This window comes from Actinomyces sp. ph3, from assembly GCF_000308055.1.
GTDB lineage: Bacteria > Actinomycetota > Actinomycetes > Actinomycetales > Actinomycetaceae > Pauljensenia.
The window spans coordinates 1-25,051 of record NZ_CAGY01000001.1 but is presented as its reverse complement, the minus strand read 5'-3'; the positions used below and the strand labels follow the sequence as shown (position 1 = coordinate 25,051).

General features: G+C 54.1%; 25 protein-coding genes. All 25 read right to left on the bottom strand.

Annotated features, from left to right (window positions below; translation table 11 throughout):
• Positions 1–12: 12 nt before the first annotated feature.
• Positions 13–528 (bottom strand): NUDIX hydrolase, encoded by a 516-nt coding sequence (locus HGAS_RS00125; RefSeq protein WP_019125950.1) that lies wholly within the window; start codon positions 526–528, stop codon positions 13–15.
• A complete protein-coding gene (locus tag HGAS_RS00120; RefSeq protein ID WP_019125949.1) occupies positions 525–1,793 on the bottom strand; it encodes a PrsW family intramembrane metalloprotease in 1,269 nt (422 codons plus the stop codon). Before HGAS_RS00120 ends, HGAS_RS00125 begins: the two co-directional genes overlap by 4 nt.
• The gene (locus HGAS_RS00115) at positions 1,794–2,417 is read right to left on the bottom strand and encodes a hypothetical protein (RefSeq protein ID WP_019125948.1); all 624 of its coding nucleotides are present in this window, start codon (positions 2,415–2,417) and stop codon (positions 1,794–1,796) included. It lies immediately after the preceding gene.
• Positions 2,410–3,588, bottom strand: coding sequence for a glycosyltransferase family 4 protein (locus tag HGAS_RS00110; RefSeq protein ID WP_019125947.1), 1,179 nt, complete (start codon positions 3,586–3,588; stop codon positions 2,410–2,412). The genes HGAS_RS00115 and HGAS_RS00110 overlap by 8 nt, the downstream gene beginning before the upstream one ends.
• On the bottom strand, positions 3,589–4,509 hold the full coding sequence (locus HGAS_RS00105; protein ID WP_019125946.1) for a hypothetical protein: 921 nt from the start codon (positions 4,507–4,509) through the stop codon (positions 3,589–3,591).
• Positions 4,509–5,138: a phosphatidylinositol phosphate synthase gene (gene pgsA / locus HGAS_RS00100; RefSeq protein WP_019125945.1), complete on the bottom strand. Its 630-nt coding sequence runs from the start codon at positions 5,136–5,138 to the stop codon at positions 4,509–4,511. The genes HGAS_RS00105 and pgsA overlap by 1 nt, the downstream gene beginning before the upstream one ends.
• Positions 5,138–5,701, bottom strand: coding sequence for an HIT family protein (locus HGAS_RS00095; protein ID WP_009409511.1), 564 nt, complete (start codon positions 5,699–5,701; stop codon positions 5,138–5,140). Before HGAS_RS00095 ends, pgsA begins: the two co-directional genes overlap by 1 nt.
• 5 nt (positions 5,702–5,706) lie before the next feature.
• Complete coding sequence (gene thrS / locus HGAS_RS00090) at positions 5,707–7,695, bottom strand: threonine--tRNA ligase (protein ID WP_019125944.1); 1,989 nt, start codon at positions 7,693–7,695, stop codon at positions 5,707–5,709.
• A 134-nt stretch (positions 7,696–7,829) separates the two neighbouring features.
• Positions 7,830–8,849: a lipid II:glycine glycyltransferase FemX gene (locus HGAS_RS00085; RefSeq protein WP_019125943.1), complete on the bottom strand. Its 1,020-nt coding sequence runs from the start codon at positions 8,847–8,849 to the stop codon at positions 7,830–7,832.
• A gap of 13 nt (positions 8,850–8,862) precedes the next feature.
• Positions 8,863–10,113 (bottom strand): hypothetical protein, encoded by a 1,251-nt coding sequence (locus HGAS_RS00080; RefSeq protein WP_019125942.1) that lies wholly within the window; start codon positions 10,111–10,113, stop codon positions 8,863–8,865.
• A gap of 74 nt (positions 10,114–10,187) precedes the next feature.
• Positions 10,188–10,670: a metal-sulfur cluster assembly factor gene (locus tag HGAS_RS00075; protein WP_019125941.1), complete on the bottom strand. Its 483-nt coding sequence runs from the start codon at positions 10,668–10,670 to the stop codon at positions 10,188–10,190.
• A complete protein-coding gene (gene sufU / locus HGAS_RS00070; protein ID WP_019125940.1) occupies positions 10,670–11,137 on the bottom strand; it encodes a Fe-S cluster assembly sulfur transfer protein SufU in 468 nt (155 codons plus the stop codon). Before sufU ends, HGAS_RS00075 begins: the two co-directional genes overlap by 1 nt.
• Positions 11,137–12,414 (bottom strand): SufS family cysteine desulfurase, encoded by a 1,278-nt coding sequence (locus tag HGAS_RS00065; RefSeq protein WP_019125939.1) that lies wholly within the window; start codon positions 12,412–12,414, stop codon positions 11,137–11,139. Before HGAS_RS00065 ends, sufU begins: the two co-directional genes overlap by 1 nt.
• Before the next feature lie 9 nt (positions 12,415–12,423).
• The gene (gene sufC, locus HGAS_RS00060) at positions 12,424–13,176 is read right to left on the bottom strand and encodes a Fe-S cluster assembly ATPase SufC (protein ID WP_009409518.1); all 753 of its coding nucleotides are present in this window, start codon (positions 13,174–13,176) and stop codon (positions 12,424–12,426) included.
• 60 nt (positions 13,177–13,236) lie between these two features.
• Complete coding sequence (gene sufD / locus HGAS_RS00055) at positions 13,237–14,418, bottom strand: Fe-S cluster assembly protein SufD (RefSeq protein ID WP_019125938.1); 1,182 nt, start codon at positions 14,416–14,418, stop codon at positions 13,237–13,239.
• Complete coding sequence (gene sufB / locus HGAS_RS00050) at positions 14,418–15,863, bottom strand: Fe-S cluster assembly protein SufB (protein WP_019125937.1); 1,446 nt, start codon at positions 15,861–15,863, stop codon at positions 14,418–14,420. Before sufB ends, sufD begins: the two co-directional genes overlap by 1 nt.
• Positions 15,864–15,902: 39 nt before the next feature.
• Positions 15,903–16,595, bottom strand: a complete 693-nt coding sequence (locus tag HGAS_RS00045) for a helix-turn-helix transcriptional regulator (protein ID WP_009409521.1) — start codon at positions 16,593–16,595, stop codon at positions 15,903–15,905.
• A 137-nt stretch (positions 16,596–16,732) separates the two neighbouring features.
• A complete protein-coding gene (locus tag HGAS_RS00040; protein ID WP_019125936.1) occupies positions 16,733–17,350 on the bottom strand; it encodes an NUDIX domain-containing protein in 618 nt (205 codons plus the stop codon).
• Positions 17,351–17,364: 14 nt separating this feature from the next.
• On the bottom strand, positions 17,365–18,270 hold the full coding sequence (locus HGAS_RS00035) for a copper transporter (protein ID WP_019125935.1): 906 nt from the start codon (positions 18,268–18,270) through the stop codon (positions 17,365–17,367).
• Positions 18,271–18,282: 12 nt separating this feature from the next.
• On the bottom strand, positions 18,283–19,491 hold the full coding sequence (steA, locus tag HGAS_RS00030) for a putative cytokinetic ring protein SteA (RefSeq protein WP_019125934.1): 1,209 nt from the start codon (positions 19,489–19,491) through the stop codon (positions 18,283–18,285).
• Positions 19,488–21,173: a DNA repair protein RecN gene (recN, locus tag HGAS_RS00025; protein WP_019125933.1), complete on the bottom strand. Its 1,686-nt coding sequence runs from the start codon at positions 21,171–21,173 to the stop codon at positions 19,488–19,490. The genes steA and recN overlap by 4 nt, the downstream gene beginning before the upstream one ends.
• Positions 21,170–22,027 (bottom strand): NAD kinase, encoded by an 858-nt coding sequence (locus HGAS_RS00020; RefSeq protein ID WP_026066532.1) that lies wholly within the window; start codon positions 22,025–22,027, stop codon positions 21,170–21,172. The genes recN and HGAS_RS00020 overlap by 4 nt, the downstream gene beginning before the upstream one ends.
• Before the next feature lie 14 nt (positions 22,028–22,041).
• Complete coding sequence (locus HGAS_RS00015; protein WP_019125931.1) at positions 22,042–22,893, bottom strand: TlyA family RNA methyltransferase; 852 nt, start codon at positions 22,891–22,893, stop codon at positions 22,042–22,044.
• Positions 22,893–23,030 carry a hypothetical protein gene (locus tag HGAS_RS08830; protein ID WP_019125930.1) on the bottom strand — a complete coding sequence of 46 codons (138 nt, stop codon included), beginning with the start codon at positions 23,028–23,030 and terminating at the stop codon, positions 22,893–22,895. The genes HGAS_RS00015 and HGAS_RS08830 overlap by 1 nt, the downstream gene beginning before the upstream one ends.
• 2 nt (positions 23,031–23,032) lie before the next feature.
• On the bottom strand, positions 23,033–25,051 hold a 2,019-nt coding region (locus HGAS_RS00005; RefSeq protein WP_019125929.1), incomplete at its 5' end, for an HAD-IIA family hydrolase.

The following is a 25,051-nucleotide window of genomic DNA, read 5'->3' as shown; positions in this document are numbered from 1 at the left end:
GGCTAACTCTAGTTATTCAATGACGCTTACTGTTCCATCCCATCCGTGAAGACATTGCCCAATAAGATCGCACAGTGAGCGTGGGTATACCTCATGGTTCTCGGCATATTTCTCGAGCTCGTCAAGATCCCACCAACGGTATTCATCGATCACTCGTTGTTCTTCTGGGGTCCAATGAGAATCGCTCAGAGGCTGGGCTTGAACGCGTGCCCAGAAAATTTCTTCATCTTGGCGAGCAATGAGACTCTTAAAGTCGAATACTGCCTGTCGGTGAGCTACCGGCCCAATAAGTTCCTTCTGATTGAGTTGTATACCGGTCTCTTCAAAGACCTCTCGTAGGGCAGTTTCTTGGCTTGTTTCTCCGTCCTCGACTCCCCCACCAACGGTGAACCACCATGAGCGCGTCGGATTATCAGCATCGTGACCTCTCACAAGAAGAACGCGATTGCGTTCGTCGATGAGGATTACCCGCGCTGCCTCTCGATGTGGGAAGCCTTGCTCATCACGAGGCCACTGTAGAACGCTCACGCGCCCACCCGACGTGCCGCTTGCGAAAGTTCCGTCAGCGAGAGGAACTTCTTCCGCGCTTCCACTGCTTTCGTAAGCAGTTCACGATCGTAAGCATCGCGTGCGGGGTCTTCACGCTTTCGTAGCGGACGCGCATACTCATCAAGACCAATGGCGGCAAGAGAATTCAAGAAGAAGTTCATTGCCTTACGTGCCTCTGAACCTGCGCTAGCAGCCCACTTGACAGCATTTCGACGCTGCGCACGGTCAGTAACCATTTGAAGCTCCACAGGAAGCACCCAGCCTTGAACGACATAGGGAGTTAGCCCCTGCTGGATATGTTTTGCTTCACGTGAAGATTGCGTGATCAGATAGATGAACCAACACGTAAAAAGCGGAACCTCGATGGTGATGTAGGAATGGAACCAACCTCCGATACCGTTATTACTCGCAAGAAAATTCCATAGGCCATGGAAGAACACCGCGGTTAGGTAACCAAGGAAGACTCGAATAGTGCCCCACAGCGCGCCGTAGCGGCGAATCAAAACAAGTGCGATGGCCATTCCAGTAAACGAGGTTGCCATCGGATGGACGAATGGCGAAAGGATCCCTCGGGTAAATACCGTCGTTGTCAGCATAAACGCACCCGAAGAGCTCGTTCTCAGGAAGTACTGAATATTCTCAATGAAGGCGAAGCCGGCACCAACAATTCCACCGCAGATCAGACCGTCAAGCCGCGAATTGATGGAATTTCGACGTGCAAGGATGAAGATGATGACACCAATGCCCTTGAAGAATTCTTCAGCAACCGGCGCAACAAACACAGCAACAATGACCGCTGCGGAATCTTGATCACCGAGTGTGCGAGCAATATCTAGATTTAGGGTGCTATTGACAACCAACGAGGAAAGCGTTGCAACACCTGCTCCCCAAATGAAGCAGATGAAATTAGATTTCCAGCCCTCACGCTCCCAGCGATCAAGGTAGCTCAGCACTCCGAGGACGATAACAAGCGGAATTAATGCCAAAGCCGTCATGACTGCAGCGGAGACGACACCACCGGTACGAACGTAGGTCACCATGAGCACGATGACACCGACGGTTCCCAAAATTGTGAAGATAATTTCAAGGAAAGGCAAGGAACGGACGCGTTGAGGAATTCGCCATGTGGGAGCTTGTGCGGGTGCTGGGTCGTCAGGACCGAACAGTTCAGCTTCGGTCGTTCTGATCTTTTTCAGCCGATAGTCCTCACCGGGACCTCCCCAACGCGGGTGTGTTTCACTCATTTAATAGCCGTATCCATCTTCAATCGTGTCGTCATCAAAATCAATTGTCTGAGCCATTGGCGCATGTCCCGCAAGATGCGCAATCCGCACCCAGCTTTTCTCACGAATCTTATGGGTCTGCGTAACGTAGAGGTTATGCATTGATCGTGCTAATTGGACTTTATAGGAGGCTTGGTCTAGTTCGCGAAGTTCGCGAGACCAATAATCATCGGCATCAATCTCTTTGCGGAGCTTAACATTAAGCGCGCTTCGAAGAATTCTTGAAAGTTGCGACTGAATATCGAAAAATTCGATGACCTTTTCACGCGTTTGGGTGTCGCGGATGCTTGCTTCGCTTGTTCGCCGGTCAAGTCCGTCGGCAACAAGAGGAATCATCTGCCGGCGCGCTCTTGTCGAGGCCTCCCGGATCTCTTGAGATTCGTCAGAGGTGAACCCCGGATAGTCAGCGATCCTCTCGCTATAGCGTGCACGTTCATCAAGAAGAAGTGCCAGCGAATCCCTCGTCGTTAAAATCCGCCAATGAAGACGATCAAGTCGTGTTGCAAGAATTGCTGATTGACGCACAAGAAAGGCCAGTGCGACCAAAACAAGAACCAAAAGAACAAGGGTCAAAGTATTACTCATCGTCTTCGGCCTCGTTCCTGCCACGAATAAGATCAAGCGTCGTCGGGTCCGAGGGCTGCGCTTGCGCAGAGGCTAAGACGGTCTGATACAAGGCTAGGACTTGGTCGGTGACCGTATCCCATCCATAACGGGAACTCGCCGCTTCTCCACGGCGTGCAAGCGTTGCGAGTTCCTCAGAATCACGAAGAAGTCTGACTAGTTGGCGAGCCAGGTCCTGACTATTTCCGGTCTCGAATAGCGCGCCTACTTCTCCTTGTTCAAGGACTGCCCTGAAGGCCTCGAGATCAGAGGCAAGTACTGCACAGCCGGCTGCCATCGCCTCGACAAGAACAATCCCGAAGGATTCTCCACCGGTTTGGGGAGCAACATAAACACTTGCTCCCTTCAGTAACGAAGCCTTATCTTCATCGCTTACACCGCCAAGGAACTCGACTGAATCCCCGAAACGCTCCAATTGTGAGCGGTATTCATGTGCGTTTCCTCGTCCAGCAATAAGAAAGCGGGCACCCGGGATTTCTGAAAGCACCGTTTCGATCGCTGCAGAGAAGACTGGCAGCCCCTTCCGAGGCTCATCAAGACGGCCGAGGAAAACAACGACCGGGCGCTGTGGAGTTGCTTCCCATTCGGGTTTGATCTGGGCTTGCTCGAAGAAATGAGTATCAACCCCATTGGGGATAATCACTGCATCGCCACCATTATGTTCAACAAGCGTCCGGCGCGCTTCTGCTGAAACAGCAATACGGGCAGCAAGTTTCTCCAATAGCGGGTCGAGCGCGGAGGAAGAAACGGAACGAGAGAAGGAATAGTCCAATGCTGCGTGGAAAGTTCCAACAACCGGAATCTCTGCCGCACGCAACGCCAGCATTGAAATAGAGGGGACTTCTGGTTCGTGGACATGAAGAAGATCAAAGTTGCCTTCATCAATCCAACGCTTCGTACGCATGTTAGCCAAGGGGGTAAAGGAGAGACGGGCTACTGAACCATTAAAAGGAACAGCAACCGATGAACCGACGGTAGTAATCCACTCGGGCAAGTCATCGGTATTTTTCGCCGGAGTAAGAACACTCACCTCGTGTCCCCGCTTCATAAGCTCCAGTGCGAAATCACGGATGTGGAATTGAACGCCACCGGGCACATCCCAGGAGTAAGGGTTAACAATACCGACTCTCACCTATTCTCCTTTCTGTGCCGCGCGCTTACGCGCCCGGGCCAAACGCTCCGGATCTAAATCCTCAACAAAAACTGCTTGCATCATATGCCACTCACGAATCCGACGTTGAAGAAGTGGAAGAAGCGCAGTCACCCATTTCTGGGTGAGCTCAGGTACGTCGCTGTCCTCGACCTGTGGATCGTAGAGATTCTCAGTAACTTCCAAACGCACAAATTCTGGGGTGCCAGAAGCATCGACATCTGACACAACCCCAGCTATAAGCGGGGCGTTGAGCGCTCGTGCAAGCGCTGCTGGTCCCGCAGCGACCAAAGCAGGCTTGGTACCGAACTCAACCTCAATACCGGTTCCGGAAATATCGCGATCAGCAAGAAGCGGGATCACAAGATTTTTCCTGCCCTTTGCTTGCTCAAGCAAGGAGTGAAAAACACTATCTCCCGGTGAAACTCCGATGATCTCCATCCCGACGTCCGTGCGCAGTTTCAAGAAGGCATCGAAGAGCTCAGGAGGATTCAATTTCTCGGCAACAGTAAGTACGGAAATACCCTGTGCACACACAGCCGCACCGACGCGATCAAAGGTTCCCGCATGCGGTAAGGCCAAAACAACTGGACCTTCGCCGGCAAGACGAAGGAATTCTTCTGCCTGGCTGAGATCAACCCGCGCACGAAGCTTTTCGCCAACGCTACCGCCAAAACTCAACTGCTCGACATAAGCATTGATATGCGAGCGCACGGCATCTCGAAGCTCGCGTCGCGAAATCTTACGCCCTAAAACACGCTCATGGTTGGCTCGCATTCTGCGCACGCTGGAGCCATTGAGCAGACACATGAGATCGGCTCCACGTCTGCCCAGCCATGTCACGAAGGAGAAAGGTAGACGAGGAACTATTCGGAAAGCCCATACCAAGGCACGCCCTGACATTAGGACTCCTGGGATGAGGAGAGATGCTTCGCTGTGAAATGCACCCGCTGAATAACAGTAACGATCGATGCAAAAGCAACCCAGCACAAACTTGCTGCGAAGAATACTGCGGGTGCGCCCCACCCGTATAGCGCAGCTCCCAACAAAGCAACGATGAGACGGTCCGTCCGCTCAGCAATACCGACCTTTGCGATAACCCCGATTGATTCAGCACGTGCTCGCGAATAGGACACGGTAGCTGCACCAACGATCGTAATAAGGCCTGCAACGATCGATACAGTCCTCGATGGCGAGCTTTCCATACTGAAAATTGCGAAGGCAGTCAATGAACCGAAGACCGCTCCATCGCCCAGCCTGTCCATTGTCGAATCCAAAAAAGCACCAAATGGCGATGATGTCCCACTCATTCGCGCGAGAACACCATCAATCGAGTCGCAGAAAAGAACAACAGCGAGAGCAAGGGCGCCTTGCCAAAGGTAGCCAAAAGGAAAGGTCGTAACAGCAACTGCGATTGTCACAACGGTTCCGACAATAGTCACCATATTGGGAGTGATGTGCGCTGCTACGAGCACTCTTGCGACAGGAGTAAAAATAGCTTTCGTTATCGAGCGTCCGTGGTTACCAAGCACTATTCCTCCGATGATATGGGCCATGCAGCGGCTAACCGAGCACGCGCGTCCTCAAGTAGTTCAGGCACTGCCTTGGTGCGGGCAATAATTGGGAAGAAGTTTGCATCTCCAGCCCACCGAGGAACAACATGCTGATGAAGGTGGGCAGCGATCCCCGCACCTGCAACATCGCCTTGGTTCATACCCAAATTGAATCCTGCGGGATTCGCCGTCGCACGCTCCACACGCATCGCAGTGGCCGTCAAACGACCGAGTTCGATACGTTCTTCGTCAGTAAGATCCGTGTAGTCAGAGACATGGCGGTAGGGGCAGACCAAGAGATGCCCGGAGTTGTACGGGAAGAGATTCATCAGAACGAAACAGCTCACACCGCGATGAACGATGAGTCCCTCTTCGTCTGTGCGCGATGGTGCAACACAAAAAGGACACTCTTCCGACGAGGAATCGGCAGGCTTGTGATCGCCATTAATGTAGGCCATTCGGTACGGCGTCCATAAACGATCGAAACCGTCGGGAACGCCAGCAAACGCCCGGGAATCCTCGGTCGGAAGAGTATCACTCATTGTTATCAGTCCTCAGCGCTGGGATCAGCGTTATTGCGGGTCGCGATGTGGTGAGCAATACGCTCAACCGCCTCGTCAACGGGAACTCCATTGAGCTGGGAGCCATCGCGGAAGCGGAAGGAGACTGCCTGCGCTTCTTGGTCTTCCCCGCCCGCAATCAAGGTGAAGGGAACCTTTTGCTTTGCAGCATTGCGAATCTTCTTACCAAAGCGATCATCAGAGTGATCAACTTCGACGCGAATCCCACGTTCACGCAAACGCTGCGCAACCGTATCAACGTAGTCGTCGAAGGCCTCGGCAACGGGGACCAGGCGCACCTGCACCGGGGAGAGCCATGCGGGGAAAGCACCGGCATAATGCTCAGTCAAAACACCAATGAAGCGCTCAATCGAACCAAACTTCGCGGAGTGAATCATGACCGGCTCGCGGTGGCTTCCGTCGGGAGCGGTGTATTCCAGGCCGAAACGGTGGGGTTGGTTAAAGTCGTACTGAATAGTCGACATCTGCCAGGTGCGACCGATTGCATCCTTAGCCTGAATCGAAATCTTCGGGCCGTAGAATGCCGCGCCACCCGGATCGGGAACGGTTTGCAGACCGGTCTCTTCAGCGCAGCGACGCAGAATTTCAGTCGCTTCTTCCCACTGTTCATCCGTGCCGATGAACTTATCCTTCTTCTTTCCATCGGTATCGCGGGTGGAAAGCTCCAGATAGAAATCGCTCAATCCGAAGTCACGTAGAAGCTTCAAAATGAAGTTCAGGAGATGCTTAATCTCATCTGCTGCCTGCTCAGGCATCACATATGAGTGCGAATCATCCTGGGTGATGGAGCGAACGCGAGTGAGCCCCTGAAGAACACCGGATTTCTCATTTCGGTACACAGTACCGAATTCGAAGAGACGCAGGGGAAGCTCGCGGTACGAACGGCCTCGGCTCCTGAAGATTAGGTTGTGCATGGGGCAGTTCATGGCCTTGAGGTAGTACAGCTGGCCATCATCATCCATCGGAGGGAACATGCCATCCGCGTAGTACGGAAGGTGTCCCGAAGTATGGAAGAGTTCTTCCTTCGAGATGTGCGGGGTACCCACGTAAAGGAAGCCATTTTCAATGTGGGCTTCGCGGACGTAGTCCTCCATGACGCGCTTAAGCACACCACCCTTGGGGTGGAAGATCGGCAATCCCGCACCCAGCTCTTCTGGGAAGGAGAAGAGATCAAGTTCAGCACCGAGGCGACGGTGGTCGCGTCGTTCCGCTTCCTTGAGTCGCTCTTGGTAGGCGACAAGGTCATCTTTCGAGGCCCAGGCAGTTCCGTAGATTCGCTGCAGTTGATCACTAGCCTGGTCGCCGCGCCAGTACGCCGATGAAGACTTGGTCAACGCAAATCCGTTGCCAATGAGTTTTGTTGAAGGCAGGTGGGGTCCACGGCAGAGGTCTTTCCATGCGGTGGTTCCATCACGGCGGACATTGTCGTAAATAGTGAGTTCCGAACCGCCAACCTCGACGGAGGCGTCCTGCGCTCCCCCGCCCTTGGTGCTAATCAGCTCAAGCTTGAAGGGTTGATCAGCAAGTTCTTCGCGTGCTTCTTCTTCAGTGACAACACGGCGACGGAAAGCCTGGCCTTCCTTCACAATGCGCTTCATGCGCTTTTCAATATCGCGCATGAGCTCAGGGGTGACGGAATCAATATTCCCGAAGTCATAGTAGAAGCCGTCAGTGATGAAGGGGCCAATTCCCAAATTGACATCGGGGAAGATCTCTTGGACTGCCTGCGCCATAACGTGAGTGCAGGAGTGACGCAGGATCTCTAGGCCTGCTGGGGAATTCAGAGTGATTGCTTCAACAATTGCATCGGCAGGAATTTCGCGGGAAAGATCCCATGCGTTCCCATCAACCGTCATCGCGACGACATCACTGCGGGATTCGTAGTACTGCGTTCCGGTGCAGCCTTCTTCAATTTCGACCGCAACACCATCAATAGTTGCGTTGATAACAGGCACGAGCTGTGCTCCTTCGGGTTCTGGCGACTTGCGCCATCTCTACCCACTGACTGCACGCATACGATGGCGTGTCAAACGCTCTTTCGAGAATCAGCAGGCTTGGACCCTTCTATCGTAGCCGCCTCGCCCCAATGTCACGAACGAAGAGCACGCTTAATTGAGAGCAGATTTCGTAAACCTGCATACAGACGCGGGCGCAGAGGCAGATCCCATGCTCCCGGGACGTCTGTATACCCCTGAGCAAAACTCAACTTGTATTTCCCGACTGTAAATAGTTCGGGAACACGAGGCGAGTGAATTCCCATCAGGTCGATACCGCCATTGACGTCAAGCTCAGGTCCCAAGATGATGGCACACTGAACATCAAGCTCAGGCATTGCTCCCAATTTACGGGCCTTCGCGGTCGTTGCGCCGTAATAGCATTCAGCCTGACGGTCATTGATAAGGATCAAATTCCATGCGACCACTTCCCCATCGACTCGAAGCACGAAGAGGCGTGAATGCTCGGGGCCAAGGACTTTCAGCATTGTTGAGTAGACCTCAGCCGGGTGAGGACTGAAACCATCGCGTTCAGCAGTCTCTTTCAGCACCTCGTAGTACTCAGTGAAATCCTCCGCGGCCTGAGCATGCTCGTCAGCGATCGTTGTTTGAACTTCAGACAAGGCCTTGCGCGAACGCCGAAGCTGACGCCGACCTTCCTTCGTCATATCCCCAAGGATCTTTTCCTCATCACCGCCATAGGAACGAATGATGACGGTGCGGTCATAGGTAATAATCTGCATGACATCGCGAAGATCGGAGTCATTAAAGATCGCATTCAGGCGAATAAAAACGATCGATGAGTCTTTCTGACGAACGTAACGTCCAAGCGCATCACGGAAAGCACGTTCGCGGCTCGGTGTGGCCTCCTTAAGCCACACCGGTCCGTGTTTCGCCCAAAGGTAGCGCGCACCTCGCATTGAGTACTCATAGAGCGCAACAAGAGCGATGCGCTTGCCATTTTCCGAATACTCGAAACGTCCCCAGAGCTTGCGCCCCTCAACGGCCTCGTACTGTTCCCAAATTGCGGACTGTTCAATGGGCAGAGGAGTCACTCCGGCCGCGCCAATACGCATTTCCTCAGCAGTGATCTCACGTAGCTGTGTATCTGTCATAAGAAAAGTCCCCTTAGAATGAACGGTCGTTCGCTTGAGGATAGTACCTATGGAACTTTCGGTAGTGATTGAGCTTTTGCAGGTGAAGAGTCAGCGAGCGGCGTAGATCCGAATCAGCTGAGTAGAAGAGCGGGTCGAAACGCTTCCCCTCTCGAATCAAACTACGCACTCGCTGGGCAAGCTCGGGCTCTCGGATGTATCGCAGGAGCAATCGATCGGGAACCATCGAATAAAGGATTTCCTCATTTACTTCTTCAGGGCTGTGTTCCACACCGCGAACAAGATCATCAACCATTGGAATCATTGGGTTATGCCCCGCAGCGGTCATGTACCACGAGTTCCGCCCGATTCGAGGATTCACTTCAAAGAAGAGCGCGCGACCATCACGGGGATCAATCTTCACATCGAAGTTCGCGAAGCCACGATAGTTAGCTGCTTCAAGAATACGTCGCGCATCCTCCCACAGCTGGGGAAACGCCTCGGTAATCATTGCAACGGGATTACCGATCATGGTTGGCGCATGATCTTCCAAGAGGACTCGTGCGGAACCAATCAAAGTCATATGCCCGTGAGAGTCGACATAGGCGGTCACTGAACGCATCTGCGTGTTATCTCCAGGAATCAGTTCCTGAACAACAAAGTCACCGCGGAAGCCAACACGTCCCAGAAGATCCCAGAGGTCGTTCAGTTCCTCTTGGCTCTCGACAAACCAGATCTTGCGTTTTCCTTCGAATTCCAAGGCGTCATAATCATTTCCGCGCGCGGCTTTTGCCACCACGGGGAAACTAAACGGAATTTCGGGACGCACTGGAGCCTCGGCAGAAAAATCACGGAAGGACACCACACGCGTTGCCGGCGTAGGTACCCCCAGCTCATCACAGAGCTGAGCAAAGGCACCCTTATCCGTCACACGATCGATAACGTCCATCGATGGAAATGGAAGTGCGTAATGTTGGCTCAGAGCGTCCCAATGACGCGCAACAAATTCAGAATGAAGGTCATGATTAGCGACAAGGACCAGAGCACGATCCGCGTAGGTATCGGCGAGTTTCCCAAGCGTTGCGAGAAGTTCCTCATCGGAAGCATGCGCAACGATCGGCTCAACCCGACAAAAAGCTGAACGTGAGATCGCAACAGTCGGCGCATGAGACAGCACAATCGAAGTTGCGCCATAGGCCTCGTGGAAAGAACGCGCAAGAGCATAAACTCCAAAATCTCCGCCCAAAAGTACAGGCTGCACAACAGGAGCATCGGCCACAGTCATCGCTTCTCTTTCCTCTGGTACAGGTGAACCCCTCCAGCATAGCGGAAGGGGTTCACGGACACGTCACTACTCGCTCAGACGTTAAAACCAATTGCGCGGAGCTGTTCGCGGCCATCGCTTGTAATACGATCTGGACCCCAAGCGGGCATCCAGACCCAATTGATCAAGACATCATCCGAGAGCGAAGCCAGTACCATCTGCGCCTGGCGCTCGATAATGTCAGTCAGGGGGCATGCCGCTGAGGTCAAGGTCATGTCAATGACAATTGAGTCATCCGTCGCAACCTTGAGACCGTAGACCAAACCAAGGTCAACAATATTGATGCCTAGTTCGGGATCGATGACGTCCTTGAGTGCCTCAAGAACATCAAGGCCGGCAATGCTCCCGCCTTCAATGATGTCAGTTCCTTCGACATTGAATACATTCGCCGAGGCCGCATCGGGTGCAGAAGCAGAACCCTGCTCGGGCGTGGCAGAGCTTGCAACTGCAGAAGGCGCAGGGGCAAAGCGCTGCTCGACAGCATCAGTTTGTGCCATCGGGTTGGAAGATGTATCCATTACTCGTTTTCTCCTGCAATATCGGTTCCGAGCTGCGCGAGAGCATCGCGCAATGCATACCATCCAAGGAGTGCGCACTTCACACGATTCGGGAACTGCGAGGTTCCCTCCAATGCAGCGGCATCACCAAGGAGGTCGAGGGTATCGTCATCCACGCCCAGTCCGCGTGAATGCATCATTTTTTCCATGGCAGCATAGAGCTCACGGACATGCTCCAGATCAGCTCCGCTCACCATGTCAGAGAGCATTGAAAGGGATGCCTGCGAAATCGAGCAGCCATCTCCATCCCAAGTCAGCGCCTCGATCTGACCGGAGTCAGACAGAGTGACACCCAGTGTTGTCTCGTCTCCGCAAGTCGGGTTCACTTGATGCGATGAGGCTGCAAGACTTGAGGGATCACCAGTCCCGTGGCGCTCACGCGCATGGTCAAGAATGACCTGCTGATACATCTGTTCAAGGCTTGACATCATTTGCCTCCGAAGTAGGAACGAACCTGTCCTAAGGCCTCAATGAAACGATCAATCTCTTCGCGAGTTGTTGTCGGTCCGACGGATGCCCGCGTCGAAGAACGGACTCCGAAGAAGTGGTGCAACGGAATCGCACAATGATGACCAACTCGCACGGCTATGTCCTGCGAATCCAAGACTTGCCCAACATCATGAGGATGCACGCCCTCCACGGCAAATGCGACGACACCGATCCGCTCTTTATCCGCTCCCGGTCCCAAGACGCGAACACCGTCAATACCGGAAATGCCTTCCAACATGTAGGAAGTCAGAATGCGTTCGTGCTCAGCAATGCGTGCCATACCGATACCGCTGAGGTATTGAAGAGCGGCACTCCAGCCAACGATCTGAGCGATCGGCTGGCTTCCAGCTTCAAAACGCTCGGGGGCAGGCATGAAAGTCGAGGACTCCATTGTGACATCCTCGATCATCGAACCACCGGTCAGAACTGGCGGCATCTGTGAAAGAAGTTCGCTTCTCCCCCACAGCGCTCCAATACCGGTTGGCCCCAGCATCTTATGCGATGAGAAGACCGCAAAGTCGACTCCAAGTTCCCTGACATTGACCGGCATATGTGCGCTGGACTGACAGGTATCAAGAAGTACAAGAGAGCCGCATTGGCGTGCGCGCGAAACGATCGGCTCAACGGGTGAAACCGCACCGGTCACATTCGACACATGTGTGAAGGCAACCAGACGCGTGTGTTCATCGATTACCCCAAGAGTCTCACAATCAATCCGGCCATCTTCATGAAGGTCGAGCCAGCGAAGCTCCGTCCCAGTTGCAGCACAGAGCTGCTGCCATGGAACTAGGTTTGCGTGATGCTCTGCTCGGGTAATAACAATGTTATCCCCCGCCGAAAGCTTGACAGGAGACGGCTTTGCACTGCTGTCTTGCGATGCGTTTCGCATTGCCAGTGCAACTAAATTAATTGCCTCTGTCGCGTTCTTTGTCCAAACGATCTCATTGACGCGACCGCCAATAAAATCAGCCAGAATCGAGCGTCCTTCTTCGAAGGCAGCAGTCGACTCATCACCCAGCAGATGCGTCCCACGATGTACTGCGCCATTACTGGTGCGGTAGAAATTACTGATCGCATCGATGACCTGCACGGGCTTTTGCGAAGTCGCGCTGAAATCAAGATAGGCAATGGGCTTGCCACCGCGGCCGACCCTCCCGAGGATGGGAAAGTCGGCGCGCAGTCGCGAGAGCTCTTGAAGCGAAAAGTCTTCAGTCACCGAGAAAGCTCACTTCTCCAGGTAGGAATCGTAGCCGTTCTCTTCCAGCTCATCAGCAAGTTCAGGACCGCCCTGGGCTGCAACCTGGCCGTTGACAAAAACGTGAACGTGGCTGGGCTTGATGTAGCGCAGAATACGGGTGTAGTGCGTAATGAGCATAACTCCGCAGCCGGTATTGCCATGGACGCGATTGACGCCCTCAGAAACGATGCGAAGAGCATCGACATCCAAACCAGAGTCGGTCTCATCAAGGATCGCGAAGGAAGGCTTGAGCAGTTCCATCTGGAGAATCTCGAGACGCTTCTTCTCACCGCCGGAGAAGCCAACATTAACGTCGCGTTCTGCGAAGGAAGGATCCATCCGCAGATTCTCCATAGCCTGGTTCACGTCCTTCACCCACTGACGAATCTGGGGCGCATGACCGTCAACTGCGGTCTTTGCTGTACGCAGGAAGTTCGAAACCGAAACACCAGCAACTTCAACCGGGTACTGCATTGCCAGGAAAAGGCCAGCTTTCGCGCGCTCATCCACGCTCATGTCCAGAATCGAAGCATCATCGAGGTAAGCTTCGCCACTGGTGATTTCGTAGGCGGGGTGTCCTGCAAGAGCGTAGGCAAGAGTTGACTTGCCCGAGCCGTTGGGGCCCATGATTGCGTGAATCTCACCGGAATTAATGGTCAGGTTCACGCCCTTCAGGATTTCCTTCGGTCCCTCAGCGGTCTCAACGGATGCGTGAAGGTCTTTAATAGTCAAAGTCGACATTTTTTCTCCTCTTCGGCGCTAGACGCCGCACTGTAGTTGTCGTCCTACTGTCGTGTAGCCTCAGGCGCCAAGAGCGGCGCGTTCCAGTTCCTTTTCAATTGCGTTCATCAGGTGTTCTTGAACCTGCGGAACGCCGATTTGTTCAATAAGTTCGGCGAAGAATCCGCGAACGACCAAACGACGTGCACCAGCTTCGTCAATGCCGCGGCTCATCAGGTAGAAGAGCTGTTCATCATCAAAGCGTCCAGTTGCGGATGCATGTCCAGCACCGACGATTTCACCGTTCTCAATTTCGAGGTTAGGAACGGAGTCGGCCTTCGCTCCTTCACTCAGTACGAGGTTACGGTTGAGCTCGTAGGTATCGGTTCCATCGGCAGCCTCGCGAATCAGGCAGTCCCCGATCCACACAGAGTGTGCGTCCTTCCCCTGAAGTGCCCCCTTGTATGTCACGCGGGAGTAGCAATTTGGCTGCGAGTGGTCAACGAACACTCGGTGCTCAAGGTGTTGTCCAGAGTCGACGAAGTACAGACCGAGCATGGTCAATTCGCCGCCAGGACCGCGATAATCAGTATCAGAGCAGATACGTACAAGGTCACCACCAAGGCTAACGACGATGTGGCGAACCTTTGCATCGCGTCCAATCGCAATGCGGTGATTCGATGCGTGTACGTAGGTGTCGTCCCATTCCTGAATCGAAACGATTGTCAGATCCGAGGCGTCACCCGCCTCAATCTCAACTGTCTGGTTGAGCGCACCTTGACCGCCGCCTCGGTGATTAATAACAACGGTTGCGGCAGACTGGCTTCCAACACTGACAAGCAGGTGCTGGACGCGGGCATGCTCATCACCGTCAATATCAATCATGACGGGATCGGTGACCTCGGTACGCGGAGGAACAGTGACGATTTGTGCGCGGGTGAAAGCATTCCACGCAACAACCGACGTGCGGTCGCCAGGGGCGAGAACGCTTCCCAGACGCGAATCATCGCGCCCGACTTCTTCAACAGTCACTTCAGCAGGTGCGTTCACCTGCAAGCCCAGGGGCTGCGACTCAAAGAAGTTGGGATCAAATAGTTTTTCAATTCGACGAAGCGGAGTAAAACGCCAATCTTCCTCGCGCCCATGAGGCGCAGGAATCTCTTCAAGAGAGAAAGAAGTGGGGCGATCGCCTCGGGACGAATGTGCTACGGGTGCCCCCGCTCCGTGAGAATGCGGACGGGCAGCGGTCTCTTGGGTCGTCATCAGCCAACAGATCCTTCCATCTGCAACTCAATGAGTCGGTTCAATTCAAGGGCATATTCCATGGGGAGTTCCTTGGCGATCGGCTCAACAAAGCCGCGGACGATTGTCGCCATCGCCTCGTTCTCATCCAAACCGCGACTCATCAAATAGAAGAGCTGATCGGCGGAAACCTTAGAAACAGTTGCTTCGTGTCCCATTTCGACGTCATCAGTACGGACATCGACGTAGGGATAAGTATCAGTACGCGACACCTTGTCCACAAGAAGCGCGTCACAGAGCACGTTGGACTTCGAGTGGCGGGCACGTGCATTGATCTGAACAAGACCGCGGTAGGAAGTGCGGCCGCCACCACGAGACACCGACTTCGACACGATCGAAGAAGAAGTGTGGGGTGCCATGTGGACCATCTTTGCACCGGTGTCTTGCTGCTGCCCCGGACCAGCGAAACCAATAGAGAGAGTTTCACCGCGAGCATGCTCACCCATCAGGAAGCAAGCAGGGTACTTCATCGTGATAGCAGCACCCATATTGCCGTCAACCCATTCCATGGTGCCGCCCTCGTCGACCATTGCACGCTGAGTCACGAGGTTCAGCACGTTTGTCGACCAGTTCTGCACCGTGGTGTAACGAACACGCGCATCCTTCTTCACGAAAATCTCAATGACACCTGAGTGCAGAGAGTTCTCATCGTAAATAGGAGCGGTGCAACCTTCGACGTAGTGAACGTAGGAACCTTCGTCAGCAATAATCAGGGTTCGCTCGAACTGTCCCATTGCCTGGGTGTTGATACGGAAATAGGCCTGAAGAGGAATGTTGACGTGTACACCCGGCGGGACGTAAACGAAGGAACCACCAGACCATGCTGCGGTATTCAGAGCGGAGAACTTATTGTCTCCAGCCGGAACGCACTTACCGAAGTACTCTTCGAAAATCTCCGGATGCTCACGCAAACCGGTGTCGGTGTCAGTGAAGATCACGCCCTGCTTCTCCAAATCGTCTTGGATCTGCTGGTAGACGACCTCGGATTCATACTGAGCAGCGACGCCGGAAACCAGGCGGTTCTTCTCGGCCTCGGGAATACCCAGACGATCGTAGGTATGACGAATTTCTTCGGGGAGGTCTTCCCAGTCATTCACCTGACGATCGGTGGGACGCACGTAGTACTTGAAGGCATCGAAATCGACACCCGAAAGATCAGGACCCCACGTCGGCATCGGCTTACGCTCGAATAACTCAAGCGCCTTCAAACGCCTTTCGCGCATCCACTGCGGTTCGTCCTTTACATCAGAGATAAAACGGACAACCGACTCGTTAATACCAAGGGGGACATCTTTCGAATAGTCATCGTTATCGTGCCACCCGTACTCGTATGCGCCGATGGAGCTGATGATCTCATCGTCACTCATCTGAGTAGTTGCGTCGGTGACCGGTGGTGACTGGGTCATATTTTTCCTCGTCAATTCGGTTATTTCAGTGATGCGCTGCTACTTGCGAAGAGCAGCTCGCGCCGCGGGAGAGATGACAGGTGCAGAAACCGGAATATTGGTTGTGCACACGTGTTCCCCACCCGCAAGTGTTGCAAGTCGTTGAACGTGAACATTGAGCAGTCGCGAAAACGCGGCAGTCTCAGCCTCACACAGCTGTGGGAAGTCGCCAGCAACCTGCCTAATCGGGCAATGCCCCTGACAGAGCTGGACAGCATACCCACCTCGGCCAATATCGCGAACCGTTGCCGCGTAGCCATCTGCAGTGAGTGCGTCTGCGAGAGCTTGAGCTCGCAGCCTCGGGTCACTACCTGCCTCACGAACCGTAGCCGCATAGCGCCTTTCGATTTCTCGAGAGCGAGCCGCAGCAAAAGAATCAATCGCTTCTCCCCCGCCAACTTGCCCAAGGTATCCGAGAGCTTTAGAGGCAAGGTCTGAGTAACTTTCAGCAAGTTTTTCGTGCGCCCGAGCAGTGGCAACATAGTGGCGTGCAGGACGTCCGCGCCCGCGTCGCCCTACCTGTCCCGGTTCGTGCTCAGCAATTTCGTTATCGGAAAGCAAGATGGTGAGGTGACGACGCACTGCCGCAGTCGTCAGTCCAAGAATGCGCGCAATTGTCGAGGCGGTTACCGGCCCCTTCTCAACAACAAGGTCACGTACCTGCTGCCGGGTGCGCGCATCACTGCTCTCCACGCTGCCCTCCAAGCGAATTACATTCACAACTCTTGAATCTCATGAAAAGCATACGCTCTTTATGAAACATTTTCGTTGCGAAATACCGCCCGATTTGCGCGACTCGCATCACAAGTCTTAGGTCCAAGGTCCTTCGGTCAGCGAAGCCATTGAGATGAGAGGCTACGAAGCTGCCAGCCGCGACGACGTGCCGCATCTGTTGCAAGAACGGCAGACACAGTTGACGCATTATGAAGGCGCCCATCAAGTGCCGCGGTCACCGCCTCATCAAGACTCACCCACTGGTATTCAAAATCAGCTTCTTCATCCTCACGGTCAAAAGTTTGACCTGTCGGCGCCAGGCCTCGCGCAAGGAAGATTCGAATTGATTCAGACGAACATCCTGGAGAATTGAAAATATCGAGAAGAACGTCCCAGTGTTTGGCAGTCAAATCAGCTTCTTCAGCCAATTCTCTCTGAGCACCAATCAGTGGGTCTTCTCCCGGAATATCAAGGAGTCCGGCAGGCACTTCCCAGAGTTTTGCGCGGACCGGATGACGATACTGACGTTCCAGAAGAATTTCCTCGTTGCCCTCGTCTCCGCGTAGCGCGACGATTACCACTGCACCAGGATGTCCCATGTATTCACGAACAATGGGTTGTTCAGAGTGCGCAAGAGTTAGCTCATCACGTTGGATATCAAAGACTTTTCCTTCGAAAACGGTCTGAGACGACACTACGCGAACAGGGACATGCTCATCTTGAAATTCACTCACGGTTCTATTGTCCCTCACTGAGCGGGAGGGAAGATTGAGGTCGCGCCGCTACCGACACCGAAGGAACGGGCACTCGCGTGAGCATCCTTAAGGGCCAAGACCGCAGAAATCGTTCCCTGTGTCGTTCCAACCTGATCAACGGTCGTTGCCGCAACGTTTGCATTGCGTAGGGCACTAATGGTCGAACGATCACTTGAAGCATCGCCAAAAATAACGCCACCGAACGGCGCATTACCAATCATCTTCGCCAAGCCTTCCCAAGATGCTTGCGAAGCCAAAGGAGCAGCCGCAGAAGTCTCATTCGTAGAGGTCGTGTTTGCTCTGGGACCAATGACGATGATTGCCTGCGCTCCCCCCTGAGGATCTTTCGAAATCTTCATAACGGGAGTGTCTCCACCCGTGAGGATTTGCTTAACAAGATCAGGCTCAGATCCGGATTGAGTCAACGACGACACGATCGCCTGCGCAATCACTGCCTCGGCGCCTGCATCTGCTGGCAAACCGCTCAAGTGCGAGGCAAGAGGCGTCGACAATGTACTACGGAAAGTCGCAGAATCTGCGCTCAGCCACGTATTCGTCAACTCGGCCTCGCCCGAAACCTGCGCGCCAGCCTGTCCGAGGGTTTGACGCATTGAGTCGACATCCGCAGAATCTGTTCCCGGCACCGTTACTAGCGCAACCGAAACCCCGTTCAGAGAACCATTGAGTCGGCTCTGTGCGAGTTCAGAAACAGCACGTGCTTCAATCTTGCCGTTGTTCTGTGCCTGGGCAAGCGCTTCATTCGACGAGGCCGTGGTGGCATTTGATGCCAGACCTGAAGAAATTCGCGACTGAAGCGGTCCCGCACCGAGGACAACGCCTAGGCACAGCGCAACAAACACCGCGATCAAAGAAACAATGTGATAGCGAAAATTCACCATGAGATATCTTCCTTAAGCAGTGAGTGCGCCAGCCCAGTTGGCTAGCTCAGAGGTTGCTGAATTCGTCGGGGACCACAGGTGCGAAACCCAATCCCACACACCGGTAAATAGGTCGTGTCCCCATGGAGTTGACCAGAGCGCAATACCCATTGAGATTAGAAGGACACATGACAAGAGGAAAAGCGAGCCACCGCGGATACGGCTTCGATAAGTAGCGCTGACAGCACGCGCCGGAATCAAAAGATCACCGGCTCGCAAACGGATCAAGAACGCGGGAGTGACAACCGAACGCGAGAGCTCTAGATAGTCCTCAAGCTCGCGAGTATCCCCCGCAACAACAATCGCAGCAGGATCCATAAAGCTCAAAACGCTGATCGCAACATCAACTGCTGCTGCGGTGAGATCGACCTGGTGATAATCGATCCCCATACGATTGAGACGATCACGCCCCTGATCACCATCGTGAGCACGCGGAACGACAATTTCGGCACCGCTGCGCAGGATCCTGTCTGGCACCTCAGTCATATCACCGACGATGATTGCCGGCTTAAGATGCGCACGACGCGCGCGAAGCGCACCACCCTCAACAGCAACCACAATAGGCTGCGTGTCACGGATCCACTGACGAAGGTCTTTCAATTGCTGGCTGGATCGCGGCGAATCACAAACCAGAAGAACCTGCTGACCCGCAATCTTTGTAGACAGCTTCGGATAGCCTTCGCCGTGAAGAACCGCAGCGCCTTCATTTTCTAGGAATGCCGCAGTGGACGCTTCAAAAGCCTGAAGCTGGTCGGAGATAGTCTGATCAGCATCGGGAAGCTCATCCTCTAGCGGAGAGCGGGAATCATATCGGTTCCCTTGCGCGATTCTCTTTCCCTTACTTTGAATTTCAGAACCAACGATCCTCACTGTATCGCCGTCTTTGAGGGCCCACACATCTGGTCCGCAATCATCAATTAGCACAATGCCCGCGTCAAGAAGTGCCTGGGGTCCGCGGCTTCGAACACGACCGGTCACTGAAAGCTGTGCATTAATCACAAGTTGCGCGCCGCTTTCAATAAGAAGCTCCGCATCTGCCTGAGTGAGATCGTTGTCCTCAATCAGTAAAAAATCACCGTTGTCGAGCTGAGGAACCTTCTGGTGCAGGTCTCTGGCGATCCATACGCGTCCCTCAATCGAGGTAGCATCGCTACCTGAAAATCCTGATTTTTCTTCCGTCACGCCTTCGATTGTGGCATGTCCTGGCCAAGGAGCTCATAAGCATGTCGGCGCGCCGCCTCAGAGTGCGCATCCCCACTCATCATGCGCGCAAGTTCAGCGGCGCGTTCTTCACCTTCAAGCACGCGGATCGAGGTCCGGCCATCCAACTTCTCGATGTAGAGATGATGATCAGCATAGGCAGCAACCTGTGCAAGGTGAGTCACGACAATAACTTGATGATGATCAGCAAGCCGAGCAAGACGAGCGCCGACCTCCACTGCCGTTTTCCCACCAATTCCAGAGTCAACCTCGTCAAAAATGAAGGTCACGTCACTGTCGGGCTCCCCCAAAATCACCTCTAAAGCAAGCATGACGCGGGAGAGTTCGCCTCCTGAAGCACCCACACCTAGGGGCCTCGGCGGTGCTTGCGGGTGTGGTTGGAGGAGCATCACGGGGTCTTCAAGACCATGAGACTGCGGGGTATGTTTTTCCCAATCGACACTAAAAGACGCATCAGGCATCGAAAGAGAGTGAAGTTCGTGTGTCACCTTTGAACTGAGCTCTTCCGCCAAAAGCCTGCGCGAATGGGCCAGCGCTTCACCAGCCACAAGTACCTGGTCTTGAGCCTTCTCAAGTTCCTTTTCGACAACCTCTGGACTGTCGTGCTGCGCAGTGAGAGCATCAAGGCGCGAACGCGCTTTCTTCTCCCACTCGAGAAGTGAGGGAATGTCGCTTGCTCTTCCCTCCATCAGTTGACGCAGGGAGGATCGTCGGGAGTGCAACGCAGCCAAAGCCTCGGGATCGGCTTCAACAGTTGAGAGGTAGTGCGCAAGATCATCACGGACACTGGCCAGTTCCATTGAGGACTGCTTAAAGCGCTGCCCAATAGAGGCAAGTGCATGGTCTACACGCGCCCCCATTCGAAGCGAATCAAGTGCGCGACCAATCAAATCGAGGATGCCATCGGTATCCTCATCACCATCGAGGAACTCAACTGCAGCGCCCACATGACGGCGGAGATCTTCCGTGTTGGTCAGGCGTTGAATCTTCGAAAGGATCTCTTCTTCTTCGCCTTCTTGGGGTTTGAGAGAATCAAAAAGTGCTAGCGCGCTCAAAAGCTCAGTAATTTCTTCCTGTCGCTCACTGGATGAACGCCTCAGCTCACGCAAACGCGAACTAAGATCGACGGCTTTCTTCCATGCCGCACTGTACTCATTGATCAGTTTCTGGTGCTCGTCTCCACCGTAGGAATCCAGAGCTTCTCGTTGAGCGCTCGTCGAACGAAGACGAAGCTGATCTGATTGTCCATGAATAGTGACTAGTGAACCAACGATCCTCGAGAGCGCAGCTGCGGGCATCGCGCGCCCTCCAAGGGCAGCACGCGATCGTCCGTTCCTCGGGATCGTCCTCGAAACATAAAGGAGATCATCGTCGAGCTGCGCACCCATCTCTTCCAGTTCTTCAGCAAGAGCGCGCGGAACCGAAAAAACCCCGTCGACACTTCCACGATCAGAGGCACTTTCATCGCTGCTCTGACGAACGATCTGGGGGTCGGCTCGTCCCCCTAAGAGCAAGTTCAGGGAGGTGAGAACCATGGTCTTACCCGCACCTGTCTCTCCGGTCAACACGGTAAAACGTGGACCGAAATCGACATGAGAGCTTTCGATAACTCCCAGGTTTTCGATATCCAAAGACTCGATCACTTAGCGCTTCCTTCCGGGTTTCTCCATCCACGGACAGGCAAGTTAAACTTCGTCACCAGACGCTCAGCGAAAGGAGTGTGCTCCATTCGAACCAAGCGCACTGGGTTTTGCGATACTCGTGCGACTACTGAGGTACCGGCAGGTGCAATCGTTCGACGAAGGCCATCGCACCAGACTTCAGGGGCACTCCAGTGCTCTTCATTAATCACAACTTCAATCGTGGAGCCGGGACCGACGACAAGTGGTCGGGTGAAAAGCCCGTGTGCTGCAATCGGAGAAATCACAACAGCTTCCGTATCGGGCCACACGACTGGACCTCCGGCAGAGAAAGAGTATGCGGTCGATCCCGTGGGTGTCGCGAGGATCATCCCATCTGCACCATACGTTGAAACATCCTGGCCATCGACAACCAATACGAGGTGTACCGGGTGCGCAGGATCGGTGTGCTTCACAACCGCATCATTGAGCGCCCAATCGGTGATGAGATTTACGCCGGGGAGCTTGATGGAAATATCCAAAGTTGAGCGTTTTTCCTCGTGGTACTCCCCCAACGCAAGGCGATGCATCAGAGTAGGAATCGACTCAGGCGAGGCCTCGGCGAGGAAACCCATGTGGCCAGCATTGATCCCGAGCAGGGGAATATTGAAGCGCCGAGCTGATTCAGCAGCCGCAAGGATGGTGCCATCTCCACCCATCGCTAGGACCAGATCAGGTCCATGATCATTGGTGAGTTTGTCTGCCTCATCTTCACCAATAACTTCAATTCCAAGTTGCGTGAGCTCACGCACCGCCACTTCAGTTGCGGCAATAGCAGCGGGGCGTTGAACGTGCCGAACCATGAGAATTCTTTTCATGAATACCCCTCTCCCTATGCATTCTTGTGCATGTGAGTGCCAATACCGCGCCCCGCAGGACCTTCATTAATGGCCTTTTGAATCGCTTCAGAGATCTGAGAATCCTCAAGGGCTTCAGGATGGTTTGCACGCATGGAAACAAAGTACTCGACATTCCCGGATGGGCCGGGAAGCGGAGAGGCCTGAACAGCGGCAATTCGCAAGCCGAGGCCTCGCGCACAGTCGATCACCTGAGTAATCGTTTCGCGGTGATGATCAAGGTTCCGAACGACCCCACCGCTACCCAATCGATCTTTTCCAATCTCAAATTGTGGTTTGACCATTAAGAGGAAGTCAGCATCGGGCGCGGCAACACTCACAAGGGCCGGAAGAACGAGTGTCAAAGAAATGAAGGAGAGGTCACCAACAACCAGTTCTGGGGCTGGGAGGATATCTCCGGCCTTCATTAGGCGCACATTCGTTCGATCCATGACTTCGACCCGCGGATCACTCTGAAGACGCCATGCTAGTTGCCCATAACCCACATCGACGGCAACAACGCTGGCTGCCCCCCGACGAAGAAGCACGTCAGTAAAACCGCCGGTAGATGCTCCTGCATCCATGCATCGACGTCCCTGAACAATCGGCGCATGTTCACCCAATGCATCCAAGGCACCCGCAAGCTTAAAAGCTCCGCGAGAAACATAATCGGGATCATCGCCCTGAGTGATCACCAATGCCTGAGCTGGATCCATTTGACGAGCAGGTTTCTCAACAACCTGCCCATCAAGAAGAACCCGCCTCTGGGCAATGAGTTCTTGCGCATGAGAACGCGAACGGACCATCTTACGCCGAACAAGCTCAGAATCGATACGCCGTAATTTCATCAGCTTAGGCGTCCTTCTAGTTCACCACGAAGGCGTTGATCGAGCTGTTGAAGCAGTTCGATCTGCTGCGCGACGGGAAGCTCATCAAAGTTATCAGGCAATGATGAGCCACCCGCCTCGCTTGCCTCTAAGGACACGATCAGTCGTCCTCTCCGTCAAGATCGCTGGTCTGAGCCAGGAGCTCTTGGAGGTCCTCTTCACCGGGGAGGAATTCTACGGTTTCAGCCACGCGTGAGACATTCTCTTCGGAAGTAACTCCTTCTTCAGATTCCTCGGCTGGCTCATCAAGAGCTTCGAAGTAACCCGAAGGATCATCATTAGGTACTACCGTCAAAGTCGGGCAAACAATATCAAGCTCCGAGGGTGAATCCCATGCGGCCGCTGCAAGAGCACGATAGGAATCCATACTGATGACGGCTCCCTCTCGCAACTCAACGTCGTCAAGAGTCAAGTGTCCATCACGACGTAGGCGTGCAACCTGAGAGATACCGCAAGTCCATGTTCCGTCTGCATGGTGCTTGGGCGAAGGATGCTCTTCAAGTAGTCCACGCATATCCAATGCAAGGTAGCTTGGGCGCTGTCCGCGAGGCGCACAGATCACTGCTCGGGCATCGTGAACACCAGTAAGCACATGGAGCGCAGGAATGCCTGCAGCAACCGCGCCAAGGATATCGGTTTCAAGTCGATCACCGACTGCAATTGGGTTTTCGCTCTCGATTAGTTCAGCGCCACGCTGGTAGATTCCGGGTTCCGGCTTTCCAGCAGCAATCGGACGCTTGCGAGTTGCATAGCTGACTGCGCGTACTAATGCACCGTTGCCCAGTGCGAATCCGCGTTCCTGCGGAAGCGTTGCATCCAAGTTGGTTGCAAAGAACTGAGCACCGCGCTCCAAGGCAAAAGCGGCCTCAGTAAGCTGGGCCCACGTAACAGACGCATCAAAGCCCTGAACGACTGCAGCAGGCTCGTCGTCTGCGCTCTCAACCAAGACATAGCCGGCCTCGCGAAGTGCCTGACGCAGCCCCTCGCCACCAACAACGTAGACCGATGCACCCTCTTCAAGGTGTTCGCTCATCACTGCGATGACATCCATCGCAGAGGTCATAATGTCAGACGGCTTTGCTTTGAAACCAAGCTCGTCAAGCTGAGCAGCAATCATCGCGGGGGTGCGTGAAGCGTTATTGGTGACAAAACCAATCTTCAGACCAGCTTCACGAGCCTCTTCGGCTGCCTGTGCGGCATGCTCGATTGGAAGCTTACCCGCGTACGCAGTGCCATCCAGGTCCAGAAGGGCAGCATCAAAATTCGTGTACAGAGCGCCCTTCGAGCCCTTGAGGGGCGAGCGACGATCATCCACATCGGCATCTGCAAAGAGGCCGACATCGACGATATCCGGGTCCTCTTCCACTTCTGGAATTTCAGCTTCTACCTGAGCTGCTTCTTCTTCACGTCCAAGTTCACGAAGACGATCTGCCTTAACCGACATAAGACGGCGAAGGAATTCAGGATCTCCATCTGCACCGAGTGCAGCAATCGCATCGTCAACGATGACAAGGCCAACTTCGTTTTGTCCCAGATCGGCACGTGCACCAGAGGAAACAAGCACAAGTTCGACTTGTTCTGCAAGATCGAGCTGGGAGGTATCAGTCTGGTCGATAATTTCGATCGCGCGCTCTGGGCGTCCCAATCCGCGTTCGCAGTCTGCTTCGATGGCGCGCAAGGAAAGATCACCGCGGAGGCGTCGCATAGCGCGAACCTCGCGCAGCGCTTCCTCGTAATGGCCAGCAGCGTAAGCAGTCAGGGCCGAGGCCTCGCGCACAACGTCGACGCGTCCCGCACGTGAAGCTGCCGCTTTTGCGTGCTTATAAGCAAGCTCAGGATCGAGGTCAATCAGCTGACCTGCCATCACAAGGTGGCGGGCGACGATATCGCGGTTGATTCCAGAAAGCGTAGAGAGTGCGCGCAGCGCATCTTTATCAAGTTCTTCAGCGGAAACGCCTGCGGGAATCGTAGGTTCGTCACCATTGGGCGCGGTGTATTCATCGCGCGAACGCGGGGCGCTCGAACGCTGGGTGTCACGGAAGTTACGTCCTCCGCGCTGATCGCCACGCTCGTTGCGGTCAAAGCGACGATCCGAACGCTGACCATCACGACGATCGCG

Coding starts and splice junctions, on each gene's coding strand:
- HGAS_RS00120 (WP_019125949.1), bottom strand. CDS start 1,793: ATGAGTGAAACACACCCGCGTTGGGGAGGTCCCGGTGAGGACTATCGG.
- HGAS_RS00115 (WP_019125948.1), bottom strand. CDS start 2,417: ATGAGTAATACTTTGACCCTTGTTCTTTTGGTTCTTGTTTTGGTCGCA.
- HGAS_RS00105 (WP_019125946.1), bottom strand. CDS start 4,509: ATGTCAGGGCGTGCCTTGGTATGGGCTTTCCGAATAGTTCCTCGTCTA.
- HGAS_RS00095 (WP_009409511.1), bottom strand. CDS start 5,701: ATGAGTGATACTCTTCCGACCGAGGATTCCCGGGCGTTTGCTGGCGTT.
- HGAS_RS00085 (WP_019125943.1), bottom strand. CDS start 8,849: ATGACAGATACACAGCTACGTGAGATCACTGCTGAGGAAATGCGTATT.
- HGAS_RS00080 (WP_019125942.1), bottom strand. CDS start 10,113: ATGACTGTGGCCGATGCTCCTGTTGTGCAGCCTGTACTTTTGGGCGGA.
- HGAS_RS00075 (WP_019125941.1), bottom strand. CDS start 10,670: ATGGATACATCTTCCAACCCGATGGCACAAACTGATGCTGTCGAGCAG.
- sufU (WP_019125940.1), bottom strand. CDS start 11,137: ATGTCAAGCCTTGAACAGATGTATCAGCAGGTCATTCTTGACCATGCG.
- sufC (WP_009409518.1), bottom strand. CDS start 13,176: ATGTCGACTTTGACTATTAAAGACCTTCACGCATCCGTTGAGACCGCT.
- sufD (WP_019125938.1), bottom strand. CDS start 14,418: ATGACGACCCAAGAGACCGCTGCCCGTCCGCATTCTCACGGAGCGGGG.
- sufB (WP_019125937.1), bottom strand. CDS start 15,863: ATGACCCAGTCACCACCGGTCACCGACGCAACTACTCAGATGAGTGAC.
- HGAS_RS00035 (WP_019125935.1), bottom strand. CDS start 18,270: ATGGTGAATTTTCGCTATCACATTGTTTCTTTGATCGCGGTGTTTGTT.
- HGAS_RS00020 (WP_026066532.1), bottom strand. CDS start 22,027: ATGAAAAGAATTCTCATGGTTCGGCACGTTCAACGCCCCGCTGCTATT.
- HGAS_RS00015 (WP_019125931.1), bottom strand. CDS start 22,893: ATGAAATTACGGCGTATCGATTCTGAGCTTGTTCGGCGTAAGATGGTC.